The sequence below is a fragment of the Chryseobacterium sp. BIGb0232 genome, from assembly GCF_024810195.1.
GTDB classification, from domain to species: Bacteria; Bacteroidota; Bacteroidia; order Flavobacteriales; family Weeksellaceae; genus Chryseobacterium; species Chryseobacterium pennae.
The window spans coordinates 85,537-106,836 of sequence record NZ_JANUEH010000017.1 but is presented as its reverse complement, the minus strand read 5'-3'; the positions used below and the strand labels follow the sequence as shown (position 1 = coordinate 106,836).

General features: G+C 36.3%; 15 protein-coding genes. 2 read left to right on the top strand and 13 right to left on the bottom strand.

Annotated features, from left to right (window positions below; genetic code table 11):
- Nucleotides 1–113: 113 nt before the first annotated feature.
- From M2372_RS24995 to M2372_RS24970, 6 genes are all read right to left on the bottom strand, one after another.
- Complete coding sequence (locus M2372_RS24995; protein ID WP_123321706.1) at nucleotides 114–3,305, bottom strand: RHS repeat domain-containing protein; 3,192 nt, start codon at nucleotides 3,303–3,305, stop codon at nucleotides 114–116.
- 12 nt (nucleotides 3,306–3,317) lie between these two features.
- Complete coding sequence (locus M2372_RS24990; protein WP_123321707.1) at nucleotides 3,318–4,937, bottom strand: T9SS type A sorting domain-containing protein; 1,620 nt, start codon at nucleotides 4,935–4,937, stop codon at nucleotides 3,318–3,320.
- Between the two features lie 426 nt (nucleotides 4,938–5,363).
- Nucleotides 5,364–6,821 carry a TolC family protein gene (locus tag M2372_RS24985; protein ID WP_123321708.1) on the bottom strand — a complete coding sequence of 486 codons (1,458 nt, stop codon included), beginning with the start codon at nucleotides 6,819–6,821 and terminating at the stop codon, nucleotides 5,364–5,366.
- Entirely contained in the window at nucleotides 6,793–9,984 is a 3,192-nt protein-coding gene (locus M2372_RS24980) for an efflux RND transporter permease subunit (protein WP_123321709.1), read from the bottom strand. Before M2372_RS24980 ends, M2372_RS24985 begins: the two co-directional genes overlap by 29 nt.
- Before the next feature lie 21 nt (nucleotides 9,985–10,005).
- Entirely contained in the window at nucleotides 10,006–11,088 is a 1,083-nt protein-coding gene (locus tag M2372_RS24975; RefSeq protein ID WP_123321774.1) for an efflux RND transporter periplasmic adaptor subunit, read from the bottom strand.
- A 149-nt stretch (nucleotides 11,089–11,237) separates the two neighbouring features.
- On the bottom strand, nucleotides 11,238–11,624 hold the full coding sequence (locus M2372_RS24970; RefSeq protein ID WP_123321710.1) for a hypothetical protein: 387 nt from the start codon (nucleotides 11,622–11,624) through the stop codon (nucleotides 11,238–11,240).
- A gap of 613 nt (nucleotides 11,625–12,237) precedes the next feature.
- On the opposite strand from M2372_RS24970, the gene M2372_RS24965 reads away from it, so the two are divergent.
- The gene (locus tag M2372_RS24965; protein ID WP_123321711.1) at nucleotides 12,238–12,630 is read left to right on the top strand and encodes a hypothetical protein; all 393 of its coding nucleotides are present in this window, start codon (nucleotides 12,238–12,240) and stop codon (nucleotides 12,628–12,630) included.
- A 36-nt stretch (nucleotides 12,631–12,666) separates the two neighbouring features.
- The gene (locus M2372_RS24960; RefSeq protein WP_123321712.1) at nucleotides 12,667–13,098 is read left to right on the top strand and encodes an META domain-containing protein; all 432 of its coding nucleotides are present in this window, start codon (nucleotides 12,667–12,669) and stop codon (nucleotides 13,096–13,098) included.
- A gap of 54 nt (nucleotides 13,099–13,152) precedes the next feature.
- Here the strand turns inward: M2372_RS24960 and M2372_RS24955 are convergent, their stop codons facing one another.
- The 7 genes from M2372_RS24955 to glmS form a co-directional block, all read right to left on the bottom strand.
- Nucleotides 13,153–13,410 (bottom strand): SemiSWEET transporter, encoded by a 258-nt coding sequence (locus M2372_RS24955; RefSeq protein WP_123321713.1) that lies wholly within the window; start codon nucleotides 13,408–13,410, stop codon nucleotides 13,153–13,155.
- Nucleotides 13,411–13,441: 31 nt separating this feature from the next.
- Complete coding sequence (locus M2372_RS24950) at nucleotides 13,442–14,476, bottom strand: FAD-binding oxidoreductase (RefSeq protein ID WP_123321775.1); 1,035 nt, start codon at nucleotides 14,474–14,476, stop codon at nucleotides 13,442–13,444.
- Nucleotides 14,477–14,531: 55 nt separating this feature from the next.
- Nucleotides 14,532–15,470, bottom strand: a complete 939-nt coding sequence (gene gldN / locus M2372_RS24945) for a gliding motility protein GldN (RefSeq protein ID WP_115973903.1) — start codon at nucleotides 15,468–15,470, stop codon at nucleotides 14,532–14,534.
- Between the two features lie 20 nt (nucleotides 15,471–15,490).
- Entirely contained in the window at nucleotides 15,491–17,083 is a 1,593-nt protein-coding gene (locus M2372_RS24940; protein ID WP_123321714.1) for a GldM family protein, read from the bottom strand.
- 53 nt (nucleotides 17,084–17,136) lie between these two features.
- A complete protein-coding gene (gene gldL, locus M2372_RS24935) occupies nucleotides 17,137–17,835 on the bottom strand; it encodes a gliding motility protein GldL (protein ID WP_123321715.1) in 699 nt (232 codons plus the stop codon).
- A gap of 60 nt (nucleotides 17,836–17,895) precedes the next feature.
- Nucleotides 17,896–19,317: a gliding motility lipoprotein GldK gene (gldK, locus tag M2372_RS24930; protein ID WP_115973906.1), complete on the bottom strand. Its 1,422-nt coding sequence runs from the start codon at nucleotides 19,315–19,317 to the stop codon at nucleotides 17,896–17,898.
- 108 nt (nucleotides 19,318–19,425) lie between these two features.
- A complete protein-coding gene (glmS, locus tag M2372_RS24925) occupies nucleotides 19,426–21,279 on the bottom strand; it encodes a glutamine--fructose-6-phosphate transaminase (isomerizing) (protein ID WP_123321716.1) in 1,854 nt (617 codons plus the stop codon).
- Nucleotides 21,280–21,300: the final 21 nt, after the last annotated feature.

The window sequence follows — 21,300 nt, the reverse complement described above, 5'->3', positions numbered from 1 at the left end:
ATAGGTTTTGGTCTGTATGTAATTCTCCGTATTAGGGAGCGGGGTAAGCTGGGCATGCACTGAATGGGTAATCAGCAGCATGCTTATGGGGATTAATATTTTTTTCATCAGTATTAGTTTTTATAGTTGTATTTCATTTCCTTTAGGATCTTTCCGTTGGTATCAACTACTTTTTCAAGTCTATTGGCAGAATCATAAAGGTAAGTTTCTCTTATTCCGGATGGTGGGGTAATGCTTCTTACTCCAATTAATGGATCATAGCTGTAAGTCGTCACCTGATGCCCGGGCAAATTGGCTCTGAAAGTTTGAAAGGCATTAAGTAGGTTATTCTCATCATTATTTGCTCCGGCTGCAGCATCCAGATCGGAGGCATTCACGATACTGTCTATAAAAGATTGCTGGATATCAGTTAACCGTATATTTTCAATCTTGGCAATAGGCTGAGTTTTATTATATCCCCAGATGATAACTGTTATACCTCCATCTCTAGTGGTATACTGCAAAAGATTTCCTTTAGAATCATACTTATCATAAGTAACATCAGTTGATGTAACATTTTGCAAATCAGTTGAAAGTACAGCATATGGCAATACTAAGCCTGATGTTTTGATATCCGCTTCCGATTGGTTAGATGGATATAATGTTTCTGTTTTGGCCAGCATTTTACTGTTAACTCCCATAGTCTTACTTGTTTTGACTTCTAAAGGAACTCTAATCATATTCTTTGAGATCATCAATTGATTCCCTTTTTCATGGGCATATTGATATTTGGATTGAATAACGCTACCATCAGGATCTGTGGTGGTACTTGAGAGAAGCAGATGTGGGAATTCTTTAGAATTTTGGAACTCTTTATTTTCTTTTGTAAGGACTGGTTTTCCGTTCAAAATTTTATAATTCCGGGATTCTGCAAGAAACTTTAGCCCCGAATCTAGACCATAGAAACTAAGGCTTTCAAGAAGAGCTTGATATCCTCTTATTGTTATAAAACCATTTCCAATCATTTCACTGGAATTAACGGAGGGAAAAACTCCTTTACTCATTGCATATCCTATATATTTTCCATATGCATCGGCAGACAATTCGTTTTTTGCTCTGTAAATTTTGTAAAAATATTCATTGTATTCTAAGAGTTGATTTTTCGAATCATATACTTGTGTCTTATAGGTGTGATTCTTCCAATCATCTACCAATCCATAAGAAAATGAATTTTTTAATGAACTAAAATTGAATTTACTATCAATATAATTAAAAGATTTAATTTTCCCGTTATTTTTATTTCCATCAGACAGAAACTCGTCTACCTGAGTATATGATACGGATGAATTAGAATTTAAAGAATGGTTGAAATCCGCATCTGAAGAGATCAGATATTGTAGTTTATATTCATATTCCGTCCCTACTTTCTGTTGTATCACCCGTTCGTTAATAAAATTGGGAAGTCCCATCATGATACTTGACGTATACCCAAGAGTATCTGATACATATCGATACTGTTTTTGTTTTGCCAATTTTGAATCATGATCAAAATAATTTAAGGTTTTCAATCTTAATCCTCCTGCGGGAAATACTCCCATTTCAGTCTTTTTCTGTAGATATTCTGCATTTATAAAACATTTTTTGTCTCCAAAATTGTTTAAAGTAAACCTATATTCACCATCTAAAGATAAAATTTTAGGAAAAGATCCGTTATCTGAAAAATTCCCTATCAATTTATAATTTCCTTGGTTCTCTTTCATCCAGACTTTTCCTATACAAATTCCATTTTCAAATCCACCAGGAGAATTATCATAATCTGTTGTAAAATAAACAACCCTTTTAATATCCTGCGGCCCTAATGTAAAAACAACTGATGGATTATCAGAATCTATTCCTATACTTTGATTTAAAAAAGTGTTTTTCTCTCCATAATAATCATTATTCTCATAAATAATTTCGAGTGTCCCTTTTGTTGGGTATTTGATCTTTTTAAGACTCATTATCCTTGTAAAAAATCCTGTTGGATCGGGTTCTCTATTGACTCCATCTGTATTTACCGATCCTTTAAAGTATATTATAGGAATTCTTGTTGCTCCTGCTGTTCCTCTGTGATATCCCCAATAATCCACTGAATTGACATTAATGGCTGGGATTGAAGAATCTTCATAATATTCAAATTCATGGATTTCATTATCCATCTTTAATGAAGTTAACTTTAATCGTTTGTTTAAATATGTATTACTATTACTTAAAAAAGATGAGCTTGTAAAATAATTATAAGAAAAGAGAACTCTCTTGATTATCCGGTTATTTTTATCATAAATGGTAATTTCATCAAGACTTTTAGAAGGAGTGTTAATCGGCTCCATATCGCTTCGAATAGTTTTGTATTGGAATTGTATTCTTCCCTGGTCAAATAAAATTTCAGTGATTAAGTTATGATGCTCCTCTCTGATTGGTTGGCAAGAAATTGAAAACGGTTGAGAGCTAAACTCTAACGAGGGGCCTTCTATTTTAAAATTTTTCATTTCATATAAACCCCGAATTACATAGTTCTCACTTTGATCATATTTAAAGAAAATATTGGTTTTATTCTTAGTGGTGATATTGGAAATCTTATAATTATTATATCCACTGAAATCCCCACCAGCATTAAAATTTGAGCAACGGTCTTTAGTCAGAAAATTAAGTGTTGAATTAAATTCGTATAGATTTCCTTCAAAATCATTAATTTTCATAGGAGAAACAGAACTTATCTGAATAGGCTGATAAGGAATAAGTTGAGGTTTTCTTTGGGTGTCTAGAAAAAACTTTCCGGAGTACGCCCCCAATTTATAATGATACATATCCGGTTGAATATCATAAATACTGTTTTCATCAAATATATCGATGAGCATAGCATTTGGAATTTCAATAGCAGCATAATTAAACGAAGGAAGCATCTCAGGATAGCTTGAGGGATGATAATATTTTTTATCGGGTAGTTTGAGTCTTCTATTGTCATCATCAAACCCATGAATTTGCTTAGTTATATCATATGGAATATTCAATGCCCAGCCTAAGCCAACAGAACCCGATCTTTCGTCTACTTTTATTCCCCCGGTATTGTAAGATAAACTAATAGGAATTGTTACTCCATCCTGAACAATTTCAAAAATGGGAATTGAAAAGTTGGCAGTTCCACTCATCTTATCAAGTTCCAAATCTCTGACTTTATACAAGCTGTAAGCATTGGGGGATGGAGGTAAAATATTGGATATATTTTGAGCTTCGATGATACTGCACAAAAATAATAAGGCTACTGAAAATATATTTTTTCTTTTCATTTTTTCTCGTGTTTATTTCTTAATCAGCTTTGCATTCGCTGTTTTATTAGTATCAGTTTTTATGGTAACCAGATAAGCTCCCTGCACCAAAGCCTGGGTATTAATCTTAGTCACTCTGTTCTTTGTTTTCAAATTTTGAAGCTGTCTTCCGCTCATATCATACAGCATAATATCAGCTTCTTTAAAGTCAAAGCCAATTTCTACATACGCATAATCGGATACCGGATTCGGATAGATCTTGATATCATATTTTTCAATCAGGTCATTCACCTGTTTATCGCCAAGCTTTACAATCTTCCAGTTTTCTTTCCCTAATTCTTTGGCACTGGTTCCTGCCAGAATAATAGAACCGTCTCTGTTGAGTTTCAAATCTGAAAGTCTTTCTTCTTTCTGTCTGGATTCTCCTGTTACATGTTTTCGCCACTGTTCATTTCCATTACCATCCAGGTAGATCATCCAGAAGGTCTCATCATCTTTTTCTATTCTTCCTTCTGCCTGGGTGTAACCGCCTAACAGAATTCCTTTCGAGGATTTGTCGTCTCCTGAATGGATTACGCTTGCTCCCATCAGAATATCACGGTTTTTGAAATTGTAGGATTTCTGCCACTGTTCATCACCTTTTTCATTTAAAGAAATCAGCCACAGATCGGTTCCTTCTTCAATTCCAACAGTCTTATTTCCTGATCTTTCGGATCTGGATTCCCCACCAATGATATAGCCATTTGAGGTTAAAGACAGGGTTCTGATATGGTCATCTCCTTTTCCACCATAGTTCTTTTCCCATTCTACTTTTCCATTTTTATCCAGCTTGATAATCCAGTAGTCGCCTTCACCGAAGTTGCTGCTGGCTTTTGGCGTCTGGCTAATGGCTGTTGAACTGACAGATCTTTCATCTGAAGATTTACTCTCAGGATTTCTTAATCCTGAACCTCGAACTTCGGAGCTTCTTGAATAAATTCCCAATAAGGCTCCACCATCTTTTGTAGGAATCATTTTCTCTACTTCATCCAAACCTTTTCCGCCTACTATCAATTGGGAAACTTCTTTTCCGTCTTTGTCGAGTCTGGTGATCCAGACATCTTTGGAGCCATACCCTTGGGAAGAGTTTTGTACATTCCCGGCTACAAAAAAGCCTAAATCTGTACTTTGAATGACTGCTTTGGCTTCTTCATCGGAAGAGGTTCCTAATGTTTTCTGCCAGATTTCATCGCCAAATTCATTGATCCGGATCAGCCAGATATCTGAGCCGCCTTTGGAATCTTCTTTCTTATCCAGTCCTTTTCCAGAGTATGAGGTTCCTGCTAAAAGAAATCCTCCCTCCTGAGTGCTGACTGTTGCAGATAGGTAATCGTGATTGTTTCCCGAGAAATACTTTTCCCAGGCTTCTTCTCCCTGTTGATTGAGTTTAACCAGATGGAAATCGTAGCCATTGTTCTGTTTACTTCCTGAAGTTTGCTGTTTGTCGCTTTGTATAGAGCTTCCTGTGATAAGATACTGCTGATCGATAGTGGTAGTGACCTGGCTAAGGAAATCCTGGGTAGAGGACTTGATATCTTTCTGCCAGAGAACATTCTGGGCAGATACGCCAAGAATTGTGCATACAGTACATGCACTGAGATAAATCTTTTTCATTAACATTTGTTTTGCTAAATATAATAATTAATAATACACTTAAACGCGATATAATATATTTTACTGTTACAACTTAATCTGTAACATTTGTACACATTAATTCTTTATTTATAGAGAAAGATTATTGATTATTAAAATAATGATGTAATCCTGAAATACAGGTACTGAGGTTATGAAAGTATAAAATTCCCCTAAAAGTGCTTTTCATTCCCTATTTTTGAATTTTATGGTCAGTTTTATTAAAGTAGTGCAAGTATTTCCGATCCAAAAGAGAGTTGACCTCACTTTTTATTTTCCATATCATTCTTATGCAAAGCTACTCTGCTAAAACGACAGAACTTGACGCATTAGAAATAAAAAAGGGCCAGCTCCGAAGAGCCAACCCTCAAAACATTAACTGTTTATTGATTGAATTATGATGTTTCTTTATTTCCAGCCTCCACCCAGACTTTTATAGATATCTACTACTGTGCTCAGCTGTTTTTCTTTTGCTTCTATAAGCTCCATTTTGGCATCAAGAGCATCTCTTTGGTTCAAAAGAACTTCAAGATAATCTGCTCTGGAATTTCTGAATAACTGGTTCGCAATATCAATCGATTGATCCAGGGCTTTTGTTTCCTGAGATTTCAACTGATAATACTGGTCTATATTTTTAACTTTCGACATCAGATTAGCCACATCCAGATAAGCATTCAAAATAGTTTTATCATATTCATATAATGCCTGTACCTGTCTAGCATCTGCGGTCTGAAAGTTCGCTTTGATTGCACTTTTATTAATGAGTGGCCCGGCCAGCTCGCCTACAAGATTATAAGCAATAGACTCTGGCATTTTTACCAGATAAGATGGCTTAAATGCTTCCAATCCTAAGGTTGCAGAAATCTCCAGTGATGGGTAGAATTCTTTTCTCGCTGCTTCTACATCCAGTTTAGAAGCCCTTAATTCTAATTCAGCCCGCTTGATATCAGGACGATTGGCCAGCAATTGTGACGGGATTCCCGTATAAACCGTTGGTGGAATGGTTGACATAAAGTTTTCCTTTGTTCTGACAATCGGCTGCGGATATCTTCCCAACAAAGCATTGATCTCATTCTCTTTCTCAGTAATTTGCTGACGGATGGTGTATTCTGAAGCTTTCGATTTTGCCAATTCTGCTTCAAATTTCTTCACCGCCAATTCTGTTGCAGCAGCAGCTTCTTTCTGAATCTTGGAAATTTCCAATGCTCTTTGCTGAAGCTTGATATACTGTTGAATAATATCCAATTGATTATCCAGAGCCAGCAACTCATAATAATTATCAGCAACTTCCTCTATAAGGTTAGACAGAACAAAGTTTTTCCCTTCCACTGTAGAAAGATAATGGGCCACTGCGGATTCCTTTTCTGTTCTCAGTTTCTTCCAGATATCAATTTCCCAATTGGCCATTAAACCCCCTTCAAAATTTCCAAGAGGATCCGGCATTTCTCTACCCGGTTCTATTTCTGTAGTGGCATCTCCGGCTCCTTCACTCGTATATCGGCCCGCTTTTTTCAATCCGGCTCCTATTCCTGCAGAAACAGTAGGACTTAGTTTCCCTTTTTTAGCTAAAACTCCACTCTTGGCAATTTCAATTTCCTGAAGGGTAATCATCAGCTCCTGATTGTTCTTTAAAGCAGTTTCAATAAGGCTTACCAGGTTTGGATCAGTAAAAAACTGTCTCCACGGAGTCGTTCCACTGTTATTATTCCCATCTTCCTGCTCTTCCTGATTGAAGTTTTGAGGAATATTTGTTTTTACCTCGTCTTTTATGACCGTCGCCATTGGCGCCTTACAACTTGCTAACACAAGAGATAAGGCAATGGCTGTTATAATATTTTTAGTCTTCGAATTTTCCATCGTGTTCATAAGGTTCTGTTTGTTCTGTTAAAGGATTCTCTTCCTCATATCTTGCCAGTCTTGATTTTTCAGCAATAGTTCCGAAAATGTAATACAACCCCGGAATAATCATTAATCCGAAAACAGTTCCTATCAACATTCCTCCTGCTGCTGCCGTTCCAATTGTACGGTTACCAATAGCTCCCGGACCCGTTGCAATTACCAATGGAATTAACCCTGCAATAAAGGCAAATGAGGTCATTAGAATCGGACGGAAACGAATGGCAGCACCTTCAATAGCAGCTTTTGCCACCGGAATGCCTTCTTCAGCTTTCTTCTGTACTGCAAATTCCACAATCAAAACGGCATTCTTACCTAAAAGCCCGATAAGCATTACCATAGCTACCTGAGCATAGATATTGTTCTCCAATCCTAATAATTTTAAACATAAAAATGCTCCAAAAATACCTGTAGGAAGGGATAAAATCACCGGTAACGGAAGAATAAAACTTTCATATTGTGCAGCAAGGATCAGGTATACAAATCCTAAACACACAAGAAATATAAATATCGCTTCATTCCCACGGCTTACTTCATCTTTCGAAATCCCCGCCCAGTCGATACCAAAACCTCTGGGAAGTGTCTTATCCGCAACTTCCTGAATCGCTTTAATGGCCTGCCCGCTACTGTATCCAGGTGCCGGAGTTCCGCTCACCTCTGCGGAATTGTACATATTATGTCTTGTAATCTCAGATAGTCCATATACTTTTTCAAGGTGCATAAAGTCTGAATAAGGTACCATCTGATCCTTATCATTCTTCACATACAGTTTTAAAAGATCCGTTGGAAGGGCACGATATTGAGGTCCTGCCTGAACAATAACTTTGTATGGCCTGTCAAAACGGATAAAGCTGGTCTCATAGTTTGAACCGATAAGCGTCGACAGGTTATCCATCGCTTTTGCAATGGTGACTCCTTTCTGTTCAGCAAGGTCATTATCCACGCGAAGCATATACTGAGGAAAACTCGCAGAATAGAATGTAAATGCAGATCCCAGTTCCGGGCGTTTCTTCAGTTCCTTAACAAAATCATTGCTTACCTGCTCCATTTTATGATAATCACCACTTCCCGCCTTATCCAGCAAACGAAGTTCAAAACCTCCTGCGGCACCATAACCTGGAATAGAAGGTGGCTGGAAGAATTCAATATTGGCTCCCGGAATATTTTTAGCTTTTTCTTCAAGCTTTTCGATGATTTCTGCAGCAGATTCTTTACGTTCTTCCCAACTTTTAAGATTGATAAGACAGGTTCCCGAGTTGGATCCTGTACCTTCCGTTAAAATCTCGTACCCTGCCAGTGAAGAAACAGATTTTACTCCGTCCACATCTTCAGATTCTTTCAGCAGCTCTCTGGCAATCTGATTGGTTCTTTCCAGGGTAGATCCCGGAGGCGTCTGGATAATCGCATAAATCATTCCCTGATCTTCAGCCGGAATAAATCCGGAAGGAAGAGAATTACTCAGGAAGAATGTACAGGCACAAAACGCCAATAGCAATGGCAATGTGATTCCTTTTTTGGTAACAGTCTTCTTAAGCATTCCTTCATATTTCCCAGCCCCTTTTGTAAACAGGTTATTGAATTTATCAAGGAAAACAGTAATCGGGGTCTTCTTTTTAGCTTTCCCGTGGTTATTTTTCAGAATTAAAGCACATAATGCCGGCGTCAAAGTCAAAGCCACTACTCCCGATAAAATAATGGACGATGCCATGGTAATTGAGAACTGACGGTAAAATACCCCAACCGGCCCAGACATAAATGCAATCGGAATAAATACAGACGCCATTACCAGAGTAATTGCGATAATTGCTCCGCTGATCTCATGCATGGCTTCTTCCGTAGCTTTTAAAGGGGAAAGGTTTTTCTCCTCCATCTTGGCATGCACTGCTTCAATTACAACAATAGCATCATCAACTACAACCCCGATTGCCATTACCAGGGCAAAGAGTGAGATCATATTCAGTGTGATACCAAATGCGGACATCACGGCAAAGGTTCCTACCAATGAAACCGGAACCGCCAATGCCGGAATTAAGGTTGAACGCCAGTCTCCAAGGAAAAGAAATACCACAATGGCAACCAGTATAAAAGCTTCAAATAAAGTATGGATTACTTTTTCCATGGAAGCATCCAGGAATCTTGAAACGTCATAGCTGATATCATAATGCATTCCCTTAGGAAAAGTATTTTTTTCCAGGTCTGCCATTAAAGTTTTTACATTTTTAATAACATCACTGGCATTGGATCCATAAGACTGCTTTACCGTAATGGCTGCAGAAGGTTTTCCATTCAAAGTGGAATAAATATCATACATCGAGCTTCCGAATTCAATATCGGCAACATCTTTTAGCCTGATGGATTCACCATCCGGTTTTGCTCTTAAGATGATATTTCCATAATCTTTTTCATTATTAAAACGACCAGGATATTTTAGTACATATTCAAATGACTGTGAACGTTTTCCTGAACTTTCTCCTGTTTTTCCCGGAGAGGCTTCCAGACTCTGTTCGTTCAGTGATTCCATCACTTCATCTGCTGAAATGTTATAGGCCGTTAACCTATCCGGCTTAAGCCAGATACGCATTGCATATTCACGGGTACCCAAAATGTCGGCAAAACCTACACCGCTTACCCTTCTCAATTCAGACATTACATTAATATCTGCATAGTTGAACAGGAATTTCTGATCGGCTTTAGGATCGTCACTGTACAGGTTAATATACATCAACATGTTCGGTTCTTCACGGGTAATTTTCACCCCTTCACGAACGACCAGAGGAGGTAATTTATTCACTACGGAAGATACACGGTTTTGAACGTTTACTGCTGCAACGTTGGGATCTGTTCCCAGATCAAATACGATCTGAATGGAAGCTTCCCCATCATTTCCGGCATCTGAGGTCATATATTTCATACCCGGTACCCCATTCAATCCTCTCTCTAATGGGATAACAACAGATTTAATCAATAATTCGTTGTTGGCTCCGGGATATTCTGCGGTAATATTTACTTTAGGGGGAGAAATGGAGGGAAACTGCGTCACCGGAAGCTTTACCAATGACAGTATTCCCATAAACACAATAATCAATGAGATTACAATAGACAGAACGGGTCTGCGGATGAATTTCTTAAACATACTACTTCACTTTAGAGACCACTACTCTGCTTTTAATTTCAATGACTGAAGAACTTTTTTAGGGTCCTGGAATTTTGTTTTTACTTTCTGATCATCCTTCACTTTCTGAACACCTTCCAAAAGAATCTGATCTCCTTTTGAAATTCCTGAACTTACTACATATAGATCCGGAAGTTCATAGGCAACTTTAATATTTCTGGATTTTGCTGTCCCGTTTTTATCAACAACAAATACATATTTCTGATCCTGGATTTCATAAGTAGCTTTCTGAGGAATAATAAGTGCATTATGAACCGGCATGGTCATCTGTACTTTTCCGGTTTCTCCGTTTCTCAGAAGTTTATCAGGGTTAGGAAACTTGGCCCGGAACGCAATATTTCCGGTTTCATTGTCAAATTCTCCTTCAATAGTCTGGATTTCGCCTTTTTGTGAATACGTTTCTCCATTTGCTGTAATCAGGGATACCTGGCTACTTCCTCTGTCTGCAGCGTGAGTCTGATAACTCAGATATTCCGGCTCAGAAACATTGAAATAAGTATAGATACTTGTATTATCTGATAATGAAGTCAACAAATCACCTTCATCCACAAGACTTCCCAGCTTTAAAGGAATTCTGTTGATGATCCCTGAGAACGGAGCTTTAATATCAGTAAAAGATAAATGAATCTGTGCCAGTTTCATTTCTGCATTGGCTGCATCCAGCTTTGCTTTAGCCATTGCTTTCTCGTTTTTAGAAACGATATTGTTTCCTGCTAATGTACTGGCGTTTTTCAGTTCAATAGAAGCCTGTTCTACTTCCGCCTTTGCTTTTAATAATTCTGCCTGATAAAGCTTAGGCATAATACGGAACAGGGTTTGCCCTGCCTGTACATACTGCCCTTCATCGACAAAAATCTTTTCAAGGAATCCTTTTTCCTGAGCCCGAACTTCAATGTTCTTTACAGACTGGATCTGAGCTACATATTCCTTATTAATTACAGTGTCCATCACTACCGGAGATGTTACCGGATAAGTGGTTACTTCTTCTTTCTCCTCTTTTTTCTTATTGCAGCTTACAGCCAGTAAAAGGACACTAAGTGCAATACCTGAGGCAACTCTTTTTATCATAATTCTAGAGTTTTATAAATCGTTAATGTTTTGAATAGAAATAAAATGGCAATAGAGGATGGTACGATGTGATGATTACCAGCATACACAACGCAAAGTATTCCTACCTGAAAACAGACAGAAATTCATTGGAAAAAAATGAAATTTTAAATTCTAATGGAACGGATCAGAATAAACTTTTTGGTGGTAAGCCCCCAAATGAAACCGTGAATATCCGGTTTAAACTGTTTATTGTTCTTTAATCCAAAAATATAGATTAAACTGAAAACCCCGGCGAAAATAACAATGGCCTGAAATACATCAGACAGCTGAAAATCATTTTCGGCAAGTTCTAAAGTTGAATTATCCAAAGTATCGGCCATCTGTTGCACTGACAGCTTTTCATACGTCTGATTCAGTCGGTTGGCTCTTTTAGGTAAATGATGAGAAACATGACCGGAATAGTCATTTCTGAGCGTTTTAACATTCAATCTGCTTTCTACTACAAAGAGTAGAAAAAGACCGGTTAAAAAATATACTATAAAATTTCTCATTTTGAAGTGGCAAATGTACATTTAGATTATCATATCTTCATATAGATTAACAAAATTTAACGCTCCTTTAAATAACCTGAATTTGAAATCCCATCGAATATTAAACACTGTGAAATACAGACTTTTATAAATTATTAAAATCCCTTATCAATAGGATAATATCTCGAGGTTCTTTCTTTTTCAATAGGCTTGTATCCTGATTTTCGATATTTTATTCTGAACAATGTTACTATCCGGAAAAAATATTCATCTGAAAAACTAAACTTTATCATGATTTCAAATTATTAACATAAGCGTATTGTTATTCTCTTATTTTTGAATTATTTTTGCCGGAAATTTAAACAACAAATGAACAACGAAAAAACTACCCTCTATCCTATTGAAAATAAATCGGTTAAAAAATCGCCTTCACCACTTTCAATCACAAATTTCTCACTCTAAATAATCAGTTCTGTTTCACTGAAAAAATATTTTGAAAAGAATGGGAAAAAACCATTCAATCAAAATATAATGTTATTTTATGTAAAATTAACATATAATTATCGAAAATATTTGTAATTTTATATAATACTAACACCATAATTCATGAAACACTTTAAAATCACTTATCACTATGAAAAAATTATTAACAGCACTTCTTTTTGGATTGGCAGTTCTTTCCCAAACAGCGTGTAAACATCCCGGAAAAGATGCTGAAACCATTACCGCTGCTACTCCTGAAAATACAGATGACATTTCAAAAGATGTATATGTTGACAGCTATGGAGAAAAAATAGAAGTAACGATAAACCGTACTAAAAATATAGCAACAGTACATTTAAACGGCAAAACTTATGACCTTAAAAAAAGTGAGGCTTTACCAGACTATACAGCTTCCAACGAGGAGTATCAATACTCTGAAATTAAGGGAAATATCACTTTTTTAAAGAAGAATGTAGATATGGTACTTTTCCATCTTAAACAGGCAAAAAAAGAATCTGGTCCTGCAAAAATGGCATCGTATTAGCTTATGTACAAACAGAAAAATTAAAATTTAAAATTTATGAAAAGCTTGTATTACTATTTATCTGCTCTTTTCCTGGCTGTATTTCTTGTTTCTTGTCAGACACAGACTGCACAGAAACCTACTACAGATATTACAGGAAAAAAATGGAAATTAACAGAGCTTAACGGTCAGCCGATTGCATTAAAGAATCCAAAGAACAATCCTTATTTCAAACTTGATATGAACGGAATGAAATATGAAGGTCATGCAGGATGCAACGGACTGGGAGGAACTTTTGAGATCAAACAGGATGCTATGAGAATCAAATTCAATCAGGGAATGTCTACAATGATGGCTTGTGAAGATCTTGATATCGAAAATCAGTTTACAAAGGCAATACTTGCTGCTGACAACTATTCTGTTAACGGAAACACGCTGACTTTAAACAAAGCGAGAATGGCTCCTTTAGCCAAATTCGTTCTCGAATAAGAAAAAATAATTAGATTTAATATAAAAAGACGTCCTTGTATTGGGACGTCTTTTTTACTTTTTGTTATATATCGTGTAGCAAATCAAAAGGCTTATATTTACCAGGACTGCAAAAGAATTTGATAAAATGATAGGAAGCTCATCCTTCATAAAACCATACCAAACCCATAAAGACAATCCGGAAATAAGCACCAAAAGCATCAGCAGAGAAATATCCTCCACATTTTTTTCCCTGATCACTTTTATAAGCTGTGGAATCATAGATATGGAAGTAAGTACTCCTGCGATAATTCCTAGTAGGTTTTCATTCATAGATTGTCTGATTTTAGATTATATCTGATAATTAGCTGAATCTCTCTGATGAAACTTCTTCATGCAATGGAATCCCTTCTTCCATAAAACGAAACAGATCTCTTGAGAAATAACAGCCATTTAAAATTCCTCTTGCTCCCAACCCATTGAATACATAAAGATTATGATGGATTTCGTGTCTTCCAATAATTGGTCTCCTGTCCTTAACTGTCGGCCTGAATCCAAAATTGACTTCTTTTACTTCAAAATCATAAGGGTAAAATTCAGACAGCCCGTTAATTAGCTGATTCACCGCTGATTCATCAATGTGATGATGAAGCTGCTCACGATCATAGGTCCCACCATAGAAATAAAGTCCGTTACCGGTTGGGAAAAGGAAGTGTTTCTTTTTAATGGTTATATTTTCAGGGATCGGCTGAGAAAGCTCAACTTTAATATGATGTCCTTTATTGGGAACCACAGCAATTTCTGAAAAGTAAGGGTTATCTTTCACTCCCATTCCTTCACAGAAAATTATATTTTTAAATTTAAAATCTTTGTAAGAGGATTCTGATGGGCTCAGTTTAGTATATTCAAATTTTTCGCCGATGAGAAAACCGTTTTTTTCAAAATAACCGAATAAACCTGTGAAAAATCCATTAACATTTAATCTGGCAGACTGATTCACCTTTCCTGTGAGAAAGTCGTTTTTTACCACATCTAAAGACTCAAATTTTTCATCCAAAAACTTAGATAATTCTTCATTTCCAAATTTTTTAAGCCAAAGCTTCTGCTCATTTTCATCATGAAAAATTCTGTGAATAGGTGCATTGATAAGATAGTTTTCTCCTGTATACGACTCTATTTCTTTCAGGCTACTCTTTAAAAAATCAATCTGTTCCTGAGCTTTCCAGAATGTGGTAAACTTTTTAAGAACGACCGGATTGATAATTCCTGCGGAAACCTGTGAAGCACTTTTTCTTCCCTCGGAAAAGATCACAAAGGATTTATTGTTTTTAATCAGCTGATGGGCTAAAAAGAGTCCGGCATATCCATCTCCTACAATAATATAATCTACATTTCTCATAATAAAAAAAACCTGAGTAAAAATACTCAGGTTTTGTATAAATATCAAGTGAAATTTAGTAATTCCACATATCATTTTCCATTTCTAGGATCTGCAACTTGATTCTGTCGCTTTCATCCAACTGATCATCAGCATCTTTAGGGATATAATCTTTAATAGTACCATCTCCTAAACCACTTGAAGATTTATAGATAATTGAAGAGAATCTTCTTGCATTGATGATATCATCGAAAGAAAGGTCAGCAGACGAATTTTTTCTGTTGAAAACATAATTGTTTGCTAAAATATCTCTTGCATTCGGATAGAAAATCCAGAACAAGTCAATAAGTTCGTCATTGCTTGCAATAGGCTTACCGTCTGGTCCTATAACTCCCTGTACTGCTGGATCTGGTCCCATAGCTGCAATACCAAGAGGTCTGTATTTCATCTGTCCGTCTCTCTTATCTACGAACCACATTCCCATAATTTTAAGAACTTTTACTTTATCGGTAGTCGTCTTAAATACATCGGTATATTCTTTTTTCTCCTGTTCAGTTAATTGTCTCCCTGAATTTAGAATATCGATGGCAGCATCGTTGATTCTAACGTTCTCCAATCTTTTCTGTATTCCTTCAGGTGAAAGTTTTACAGTAAAGTTTTCGTCATCATACACCTGCTCGATTTTACCAGTTAAAGCTGCATCTAACAGTAACTGATATAGGGATCTTGTAGGGGTAGAAAGAAGACCATCCGGGTTATCATAGTAAAATGGCTGATTGATTTTATCATTCATATCGATGATTTCCCAAACAAACATACTCTTAAGGATATCTTTATCTTCTACAAATCCATATTCAAGAGGCTTTACTGTTTTATCAATAATAGTATCACCAACTTTTTGTTTGTTCTCCGCTCTCATCTGTCTAAACTCTTCTGGAGAAGAAGCGTTCAGAATAGTCTGGGAAAATGCAAATCCCGAAACTAATACTAAAAGGGTGCTAATATATTTTTTCATAATAAATTACAATTTTAGTCCTATTGAACATTAATAATTATAGGAGTAATGTTTTTAATCTGTTGTCCTTCCAATCCTTGAGCTGTTGCTTTAATATCGAAGATCGATACAACGTCTCCCGTTCTCAGATTTTTTATCAATCCTGCTGCATCACTTAATGTATTTCCGTGGATCAATAGTGCAGCTCTACCAGGTACTCTTACCATGAATTGCGTTACGTTGAACGAAACCGGGAAGTCGAAGTCAGGAATAGCAGCCTGTACAGATTGGTTCGGAATAGAAGTTGCCGGCATCGACAATACATTCTGTCCTCTCATCTGACCTTGCGGTGGCGGAACATTCTTGATTCTATATTCAAATACCTGAGACACTGATTTTCCGTTAGGGTCTACTCCAGATAATGTCAATTTCACTGTAGTACCTGTTGAAGGTTTTACAATCCATTTACCAGGGCCTGTATTTCTTACAGTAGCTCCCGGAGCTGATAATGAAAGTTTAGAGTTATCTGCACCTAAGATAGATCCTGATACAGGATTCTCCAATCCTCTATACATTACATTCATTTTATCAGCAGAAAGTAATAATCCTTTTTCAAGTTTTACTTCTCTAGGTCCAGCAATTACGTTATAAGTATGCGTCCAAGGGAAAGTTTGCGCTTTACCTGTAGCATCTGTTAATGTAATTACTCCACCTAATTTATGTTCACCAATGCCATTACCAGAGATAGGAATAATACCTTTTCCATTCTCCAATTTACTTACATTAGAGATACTGATTTTGTTACTATTAGAATAATTTCCTAACATTACTTTTACTTCAGCTTGTTTACCTGCCTGGATATCAACCGGACCTGCAACAATTGCTTCATAGCTTGTAAACTTGATGCTAGCATCAACTTTTTCCTGAAGCAATAATGCTAATGCATCAGACTGAACGTTTCTGGCATCATTTTGGATGATCTCCAAATTAGATATAGCAGCAATTAGTGGCTGATGATAAAATTTATTTTGGAACCAAGTCTTTTCGTTTGGAGATTTTCCTTTAGGGTATTCTGCAATAAGAGACTTGTTTGCTCTCTCAACTAAATCATTTAATTGAGGGTTCTTTCCAAAAGTAACATTAATATAGTTTCTTACATCATCAATTTTTCCTTTTAAATCTGTAGCATTTTTTGATGGTGTATTTTCGTCACCTTCTTTAAAGAAGTAATCAGTTGTAGCTTCATTGTTATTAAGTGCAGCAAAGTTTTCACTTACATCAATTTCTTTTCCTGTTTTAGGATCTTTGTCATGAAAATCAGATTGTTTCTTTAACAAATCTTTGATATCTTGAGCCGATTTCACCAATACATCAATCTTAGTTTTCAATATTTTGTATTGTTCCCAAGGCTGAGCATAAGTATCCGGAACCTGCTGAGCTTTCGCTTCCAGCGTTCTTTCAAAAATCTTTTCGTTCTTCTTCTCTGTTAAAGTTCTTGTATCATTTAACGCTCTGGTGGAGTCATAATATGATCTGATGATTTCTGCATCAATGTTTAGGGCCATCATCGCGATGAACACCAGATACATTAGGTTGATCATCTTCTGACGAGGGGTCTGTTTTCCTTGTGCCATTCTCTTTTCTTTGTTTTTTGATTAAATAGTTTAAGTTCAGAAATGGTTAGGAATTAAGATTTCATAGCAGTTAACATACCACCATAAACTCTATTTAAATTATTAAGATTAGAAGTTAAACCTTGTAGCTCTTGGTTGAATTTTTCAGATTGCTCTGCAGACTTCTGCATATCTGCAACATATTTATTAGCAAATTCAGACTGCTTTTTACCGCTTTCCAATTGCATTGCATATAAAGCATTCATACTTTCCATATGTAAAGCTGCTTTGTTTAGCTGGTCATTATATTTATGAGTAGAAGCAGATACATCAACAGTTTGATTGATTTGATCCACAGAGTTTGAAAACTTATCAATTCCTGTTCTTAATCTATCAAATAATTGAACATCTAATTTAGCATCCTGAAGCATTTTATCCAATTTGGTTGAAAGAGAGTTTTCTAATTCAGCAAATTGAGCTGCAGCATTATTATTTCTAGAAGACACGTTAGAGTGTAAAGGGTTAGGATTAGCATGTTTATCTAATAATTCAGGATAAACATTTTCCCAAGCATAAGACTCTTCAGATTTTGGAGGGTCAAATGCAAAAATGATAAAAATAATAGCCTCTGTAATAAGCCCTACTGTAAGAGCGATATTACCGTTTATTGGTCCCAGGGTAATGTGAGTAATTTTAAGCCAAGCTCCAAGAATTACAATTGCAGCACCGAATGAATAGAAGAAATTCATCCAAGCATCTTTCGTCTTAAACATATTGCGTTAGTTTTTTTAATGTTAAATAAAATTGTATTGAAAAATAATTGTTTTGGTATGTTATCTGTTAACTCTTCTTGGCTTAACAGCTGCTTCAGGAATGTCCTGTACAGTTCTAAATCCGATATAACTTCTTGCTGAATCTTTTCTTTCCCAATCTCTTGCACCCGTCATTAAAGCATATCCTATATCTTTCCAAGATCCACCTCTTACAGATTTCTTAGTATCCTTTTTATCTTTAGTAGAAGGATTTAATGTAGAAGAGAATCCATATGAAGAGTTGTTATATGCAGATTCTGTCCATTCAGAAACATTTCCAGCCATATCAAATAACCCAAATCCATTTTTCTTAAATTTCTTAACTGGAGCTGTATATGTATAAGTACCTTTTTTCTCGTCTTCCATATAATTACCTCTCTTAGGTTTAAAGTTTGCTAAATAGCAACCTCTGTCGTCCATTAAATATGGACCTCCCCAAGGATAAGTGGCATTTTGCATACCTCCTCTTGCAGCATATTCCCATTCGATCTCTGTTGGAAGACGGAACTGCAATGGTCTTTGTTTTTTTCTTTTTAAACTTTCGTTGTAATCAGTTTTCAATTTAGATCTGAAGTTACAGTAAGCTCTTGCCTGATCCCAGGTAACCCCTACTACAGGGTAGTTTTTATAAGCTTTGTGCCAGAAATACTGTTCAAATAATGGCTCATTGTAAGCAAAGTGGAAATCTTTTACCCAAACCGTAGTATCGGGATAGATCGCGATACTTTGGCTTTTCAGGTAATTGGCTCCTCTTTCGTTATCTGCAAGTGCAGCATCCATATCTCCCCAACGGTAAGTATACTTCAGCTTACTAACATCTAAAATTCTTTCGTTTCCAATTCTTGAAGAAGCAGGCAGATACATAGACTCTAAAACTTCTGCGTATTCTACATCCGGGTATTTTGAAGTACTCCAGTGTAAAGGAATTTTCCAGTCTAATCTTTTGCTTGCATCATAGGTACCTTCTTCGCGGCCACCCTGCCCTTCCATATATTCTTGATAAGGTGTTAAATTTTCTTCTTTTTTAGCAAGGTATGCATAATCTCCTATGCTTGCCCCTCTACCTCCGCCTTCGTCACCACCTTCTCCGGCAGCTTCAGCGAGTAGAGTTCTTGCAATAGAATCTCTTACATAGTTGATAAATACCCTGTATTCTGCATTGGTAGTTTCTGCTTCATCCATGAAGAAAGAAGAAACAGTAACTGTCTTCAATGATGCTTTTTCAGGTGTATTTGTTGGATCCTGGTCTGCTAAACCAGCAACAAATGAACCTGCAGGAATTGCAACCATTCCGTATGGTCGTTCCGCAACAAATGATTTCGTTTTTTCTCTTGGTATCAATTCTCCTTTTGTTCCTGGCTTCCCTACAGAAGAGCTGCCACCACCTGAACAAGATACCGATGCTACCGACGCAGACAATAATAAAAGAAATATCCTTTTCATGTTAATTTTTATAATTAAGCCGTAAATATATAATTTTTTTAAGAAACTTTTAAGATTTTTTTTGAAATAACGGAAGAAATCTAAATTTATTTTATTTACAACTAATTTTTATTCCACAGTTACAGATTTTGCCAAATTTCTTGGCTGATCTACGTTTGCTCCTCTATATACTGCGATGTAATAAGCAAGCAACTGTAACGGTACTGATGCTACAATTGGAGAGAAACATTCTGAGGTTTCAGGAATTTCGATAACATAATCTGCCATCTCACTAACCTGACGGTCACCTTTGTTAACAACAGCTATAACTTTTCCTTTTCTGGCTTTGATTTCCTGAACATTGCTTACAATTTTATCATAATGCCCTTTCTTAGGAGCTATAATAACAATTGGCATATTCTCATCAATCAAAGCAATTGGACCATGCTTCATTTCTGCAGCCGGATAACCTTCTGCGTGGATATAAGAAATTTCCTTTAATTTCAAAGCTCCTTCCAAAGCAGCAGGATAGTTATATCCTCTTCCTAAATAAAGGAAGTTTGTTGCTTTCACAAAGTTTTTAGCAATATCCTGAGTCAGTTCATGAGTTGCACTTAATACTTCCTCAACTTTCTTAGGAATCGCTTCAAGCTCAGCAATTAAGCTCATAAATTCTGCATTGCCAAGATTTCCATTATGCTTTCCTAATTTGAAAGCAATTAGAGTAAGAATGGTAAGCTGAGCAGTAAATGCTTTTGTAGAAGCCACCCCAATTTCAGGACCTGCGTGAGTATATGAACCTGCATCTGTAATTCTTGCAATGGAAGAATCTACTACATTACAGATTCCATATATAAATGCACCTCTTTCTTTTGCCAGTTTTAAAGCAGCCATTGTATCAGCTGTTTCTCCTGACTGAGAAATGGCAATCACAACATCTTTATCCGTAATGATTGGGTTTCTGTATCTGAATTCTGAAGCATATTCTACTTCTACCGGAATTCTGGCATATTCTTCAATAAGGTATTCTCCGATAAGACCTGCATGCCATGAAGTTCCACAAGCAATGATAATAATCCTGTTTGCATTTTTGAACTTTTCTACATGATCCCAGATCCCTGCCATTTTGATAACTCCTTCTTCTACAATAAGTCTTCCTCTCATCGTATCATGAATAGACTTAGGCTGTTCAAAGATTTCTTTCAGCATGAAGTGCTCATATCCACCTTTCTCAATCTGTTCTAAACTTAATTTAAGTTCCTGAATTTCAGGTTCAATTTTAGAATTATCATTAATCGTTCTGATATCTACCCCATTTTCTAAGGAAATGGTAGCCATGTGACCTTCTTCAAGGTAGATAGCTTCTTTTGTAAATTCTACAAAAGGAGAAGCATCTGATGCAATAAAGTATTCTTTTTCACCGATTCCAATTGCTAACGGAGAACCTAATCTACCTACAACCAATACTCCAGGATGATCTTCATGCAGTACTGTGATTGCATATGCTCCATATACTTCATTCAAAGCATATCTCACCGCTGTAGGGAAATCAATTTCAGGATTAAGATCCATAAAGTACTGGATTAGATTAACCAATACTTCAGTATCCGTTTCTGATTGGAAAGTAAATCCTTTTTCAGAAAGCATTGTTTTAATGGTATCATAGTTTTCAATGATCCCGTTATGTACAAGTGCTATTTTTCCATTATTTGACAAATGCGGGTGAGAATTTCTATCGCTTGGAACACCATGGGTAGCCCAACGGGTATGTCCCATACCAACATTGGCTGTTCCTTTCAACTGCTTCGAAATATTCACCAAATCCTCTACTTTACCTTTTGTTTTTTCCACTTCAAGCTTATTGTCTGAACCTTCTAAAACAATTCCGGCACTATCATACCCTCTGTATTCCAGTCTTCTAAGACCGTTGATTACGATCTCATAAGCATCCTGAAATCCTGTATATCCTACTATTCCGCACATATGTATTTTGTCTTGTGTTTA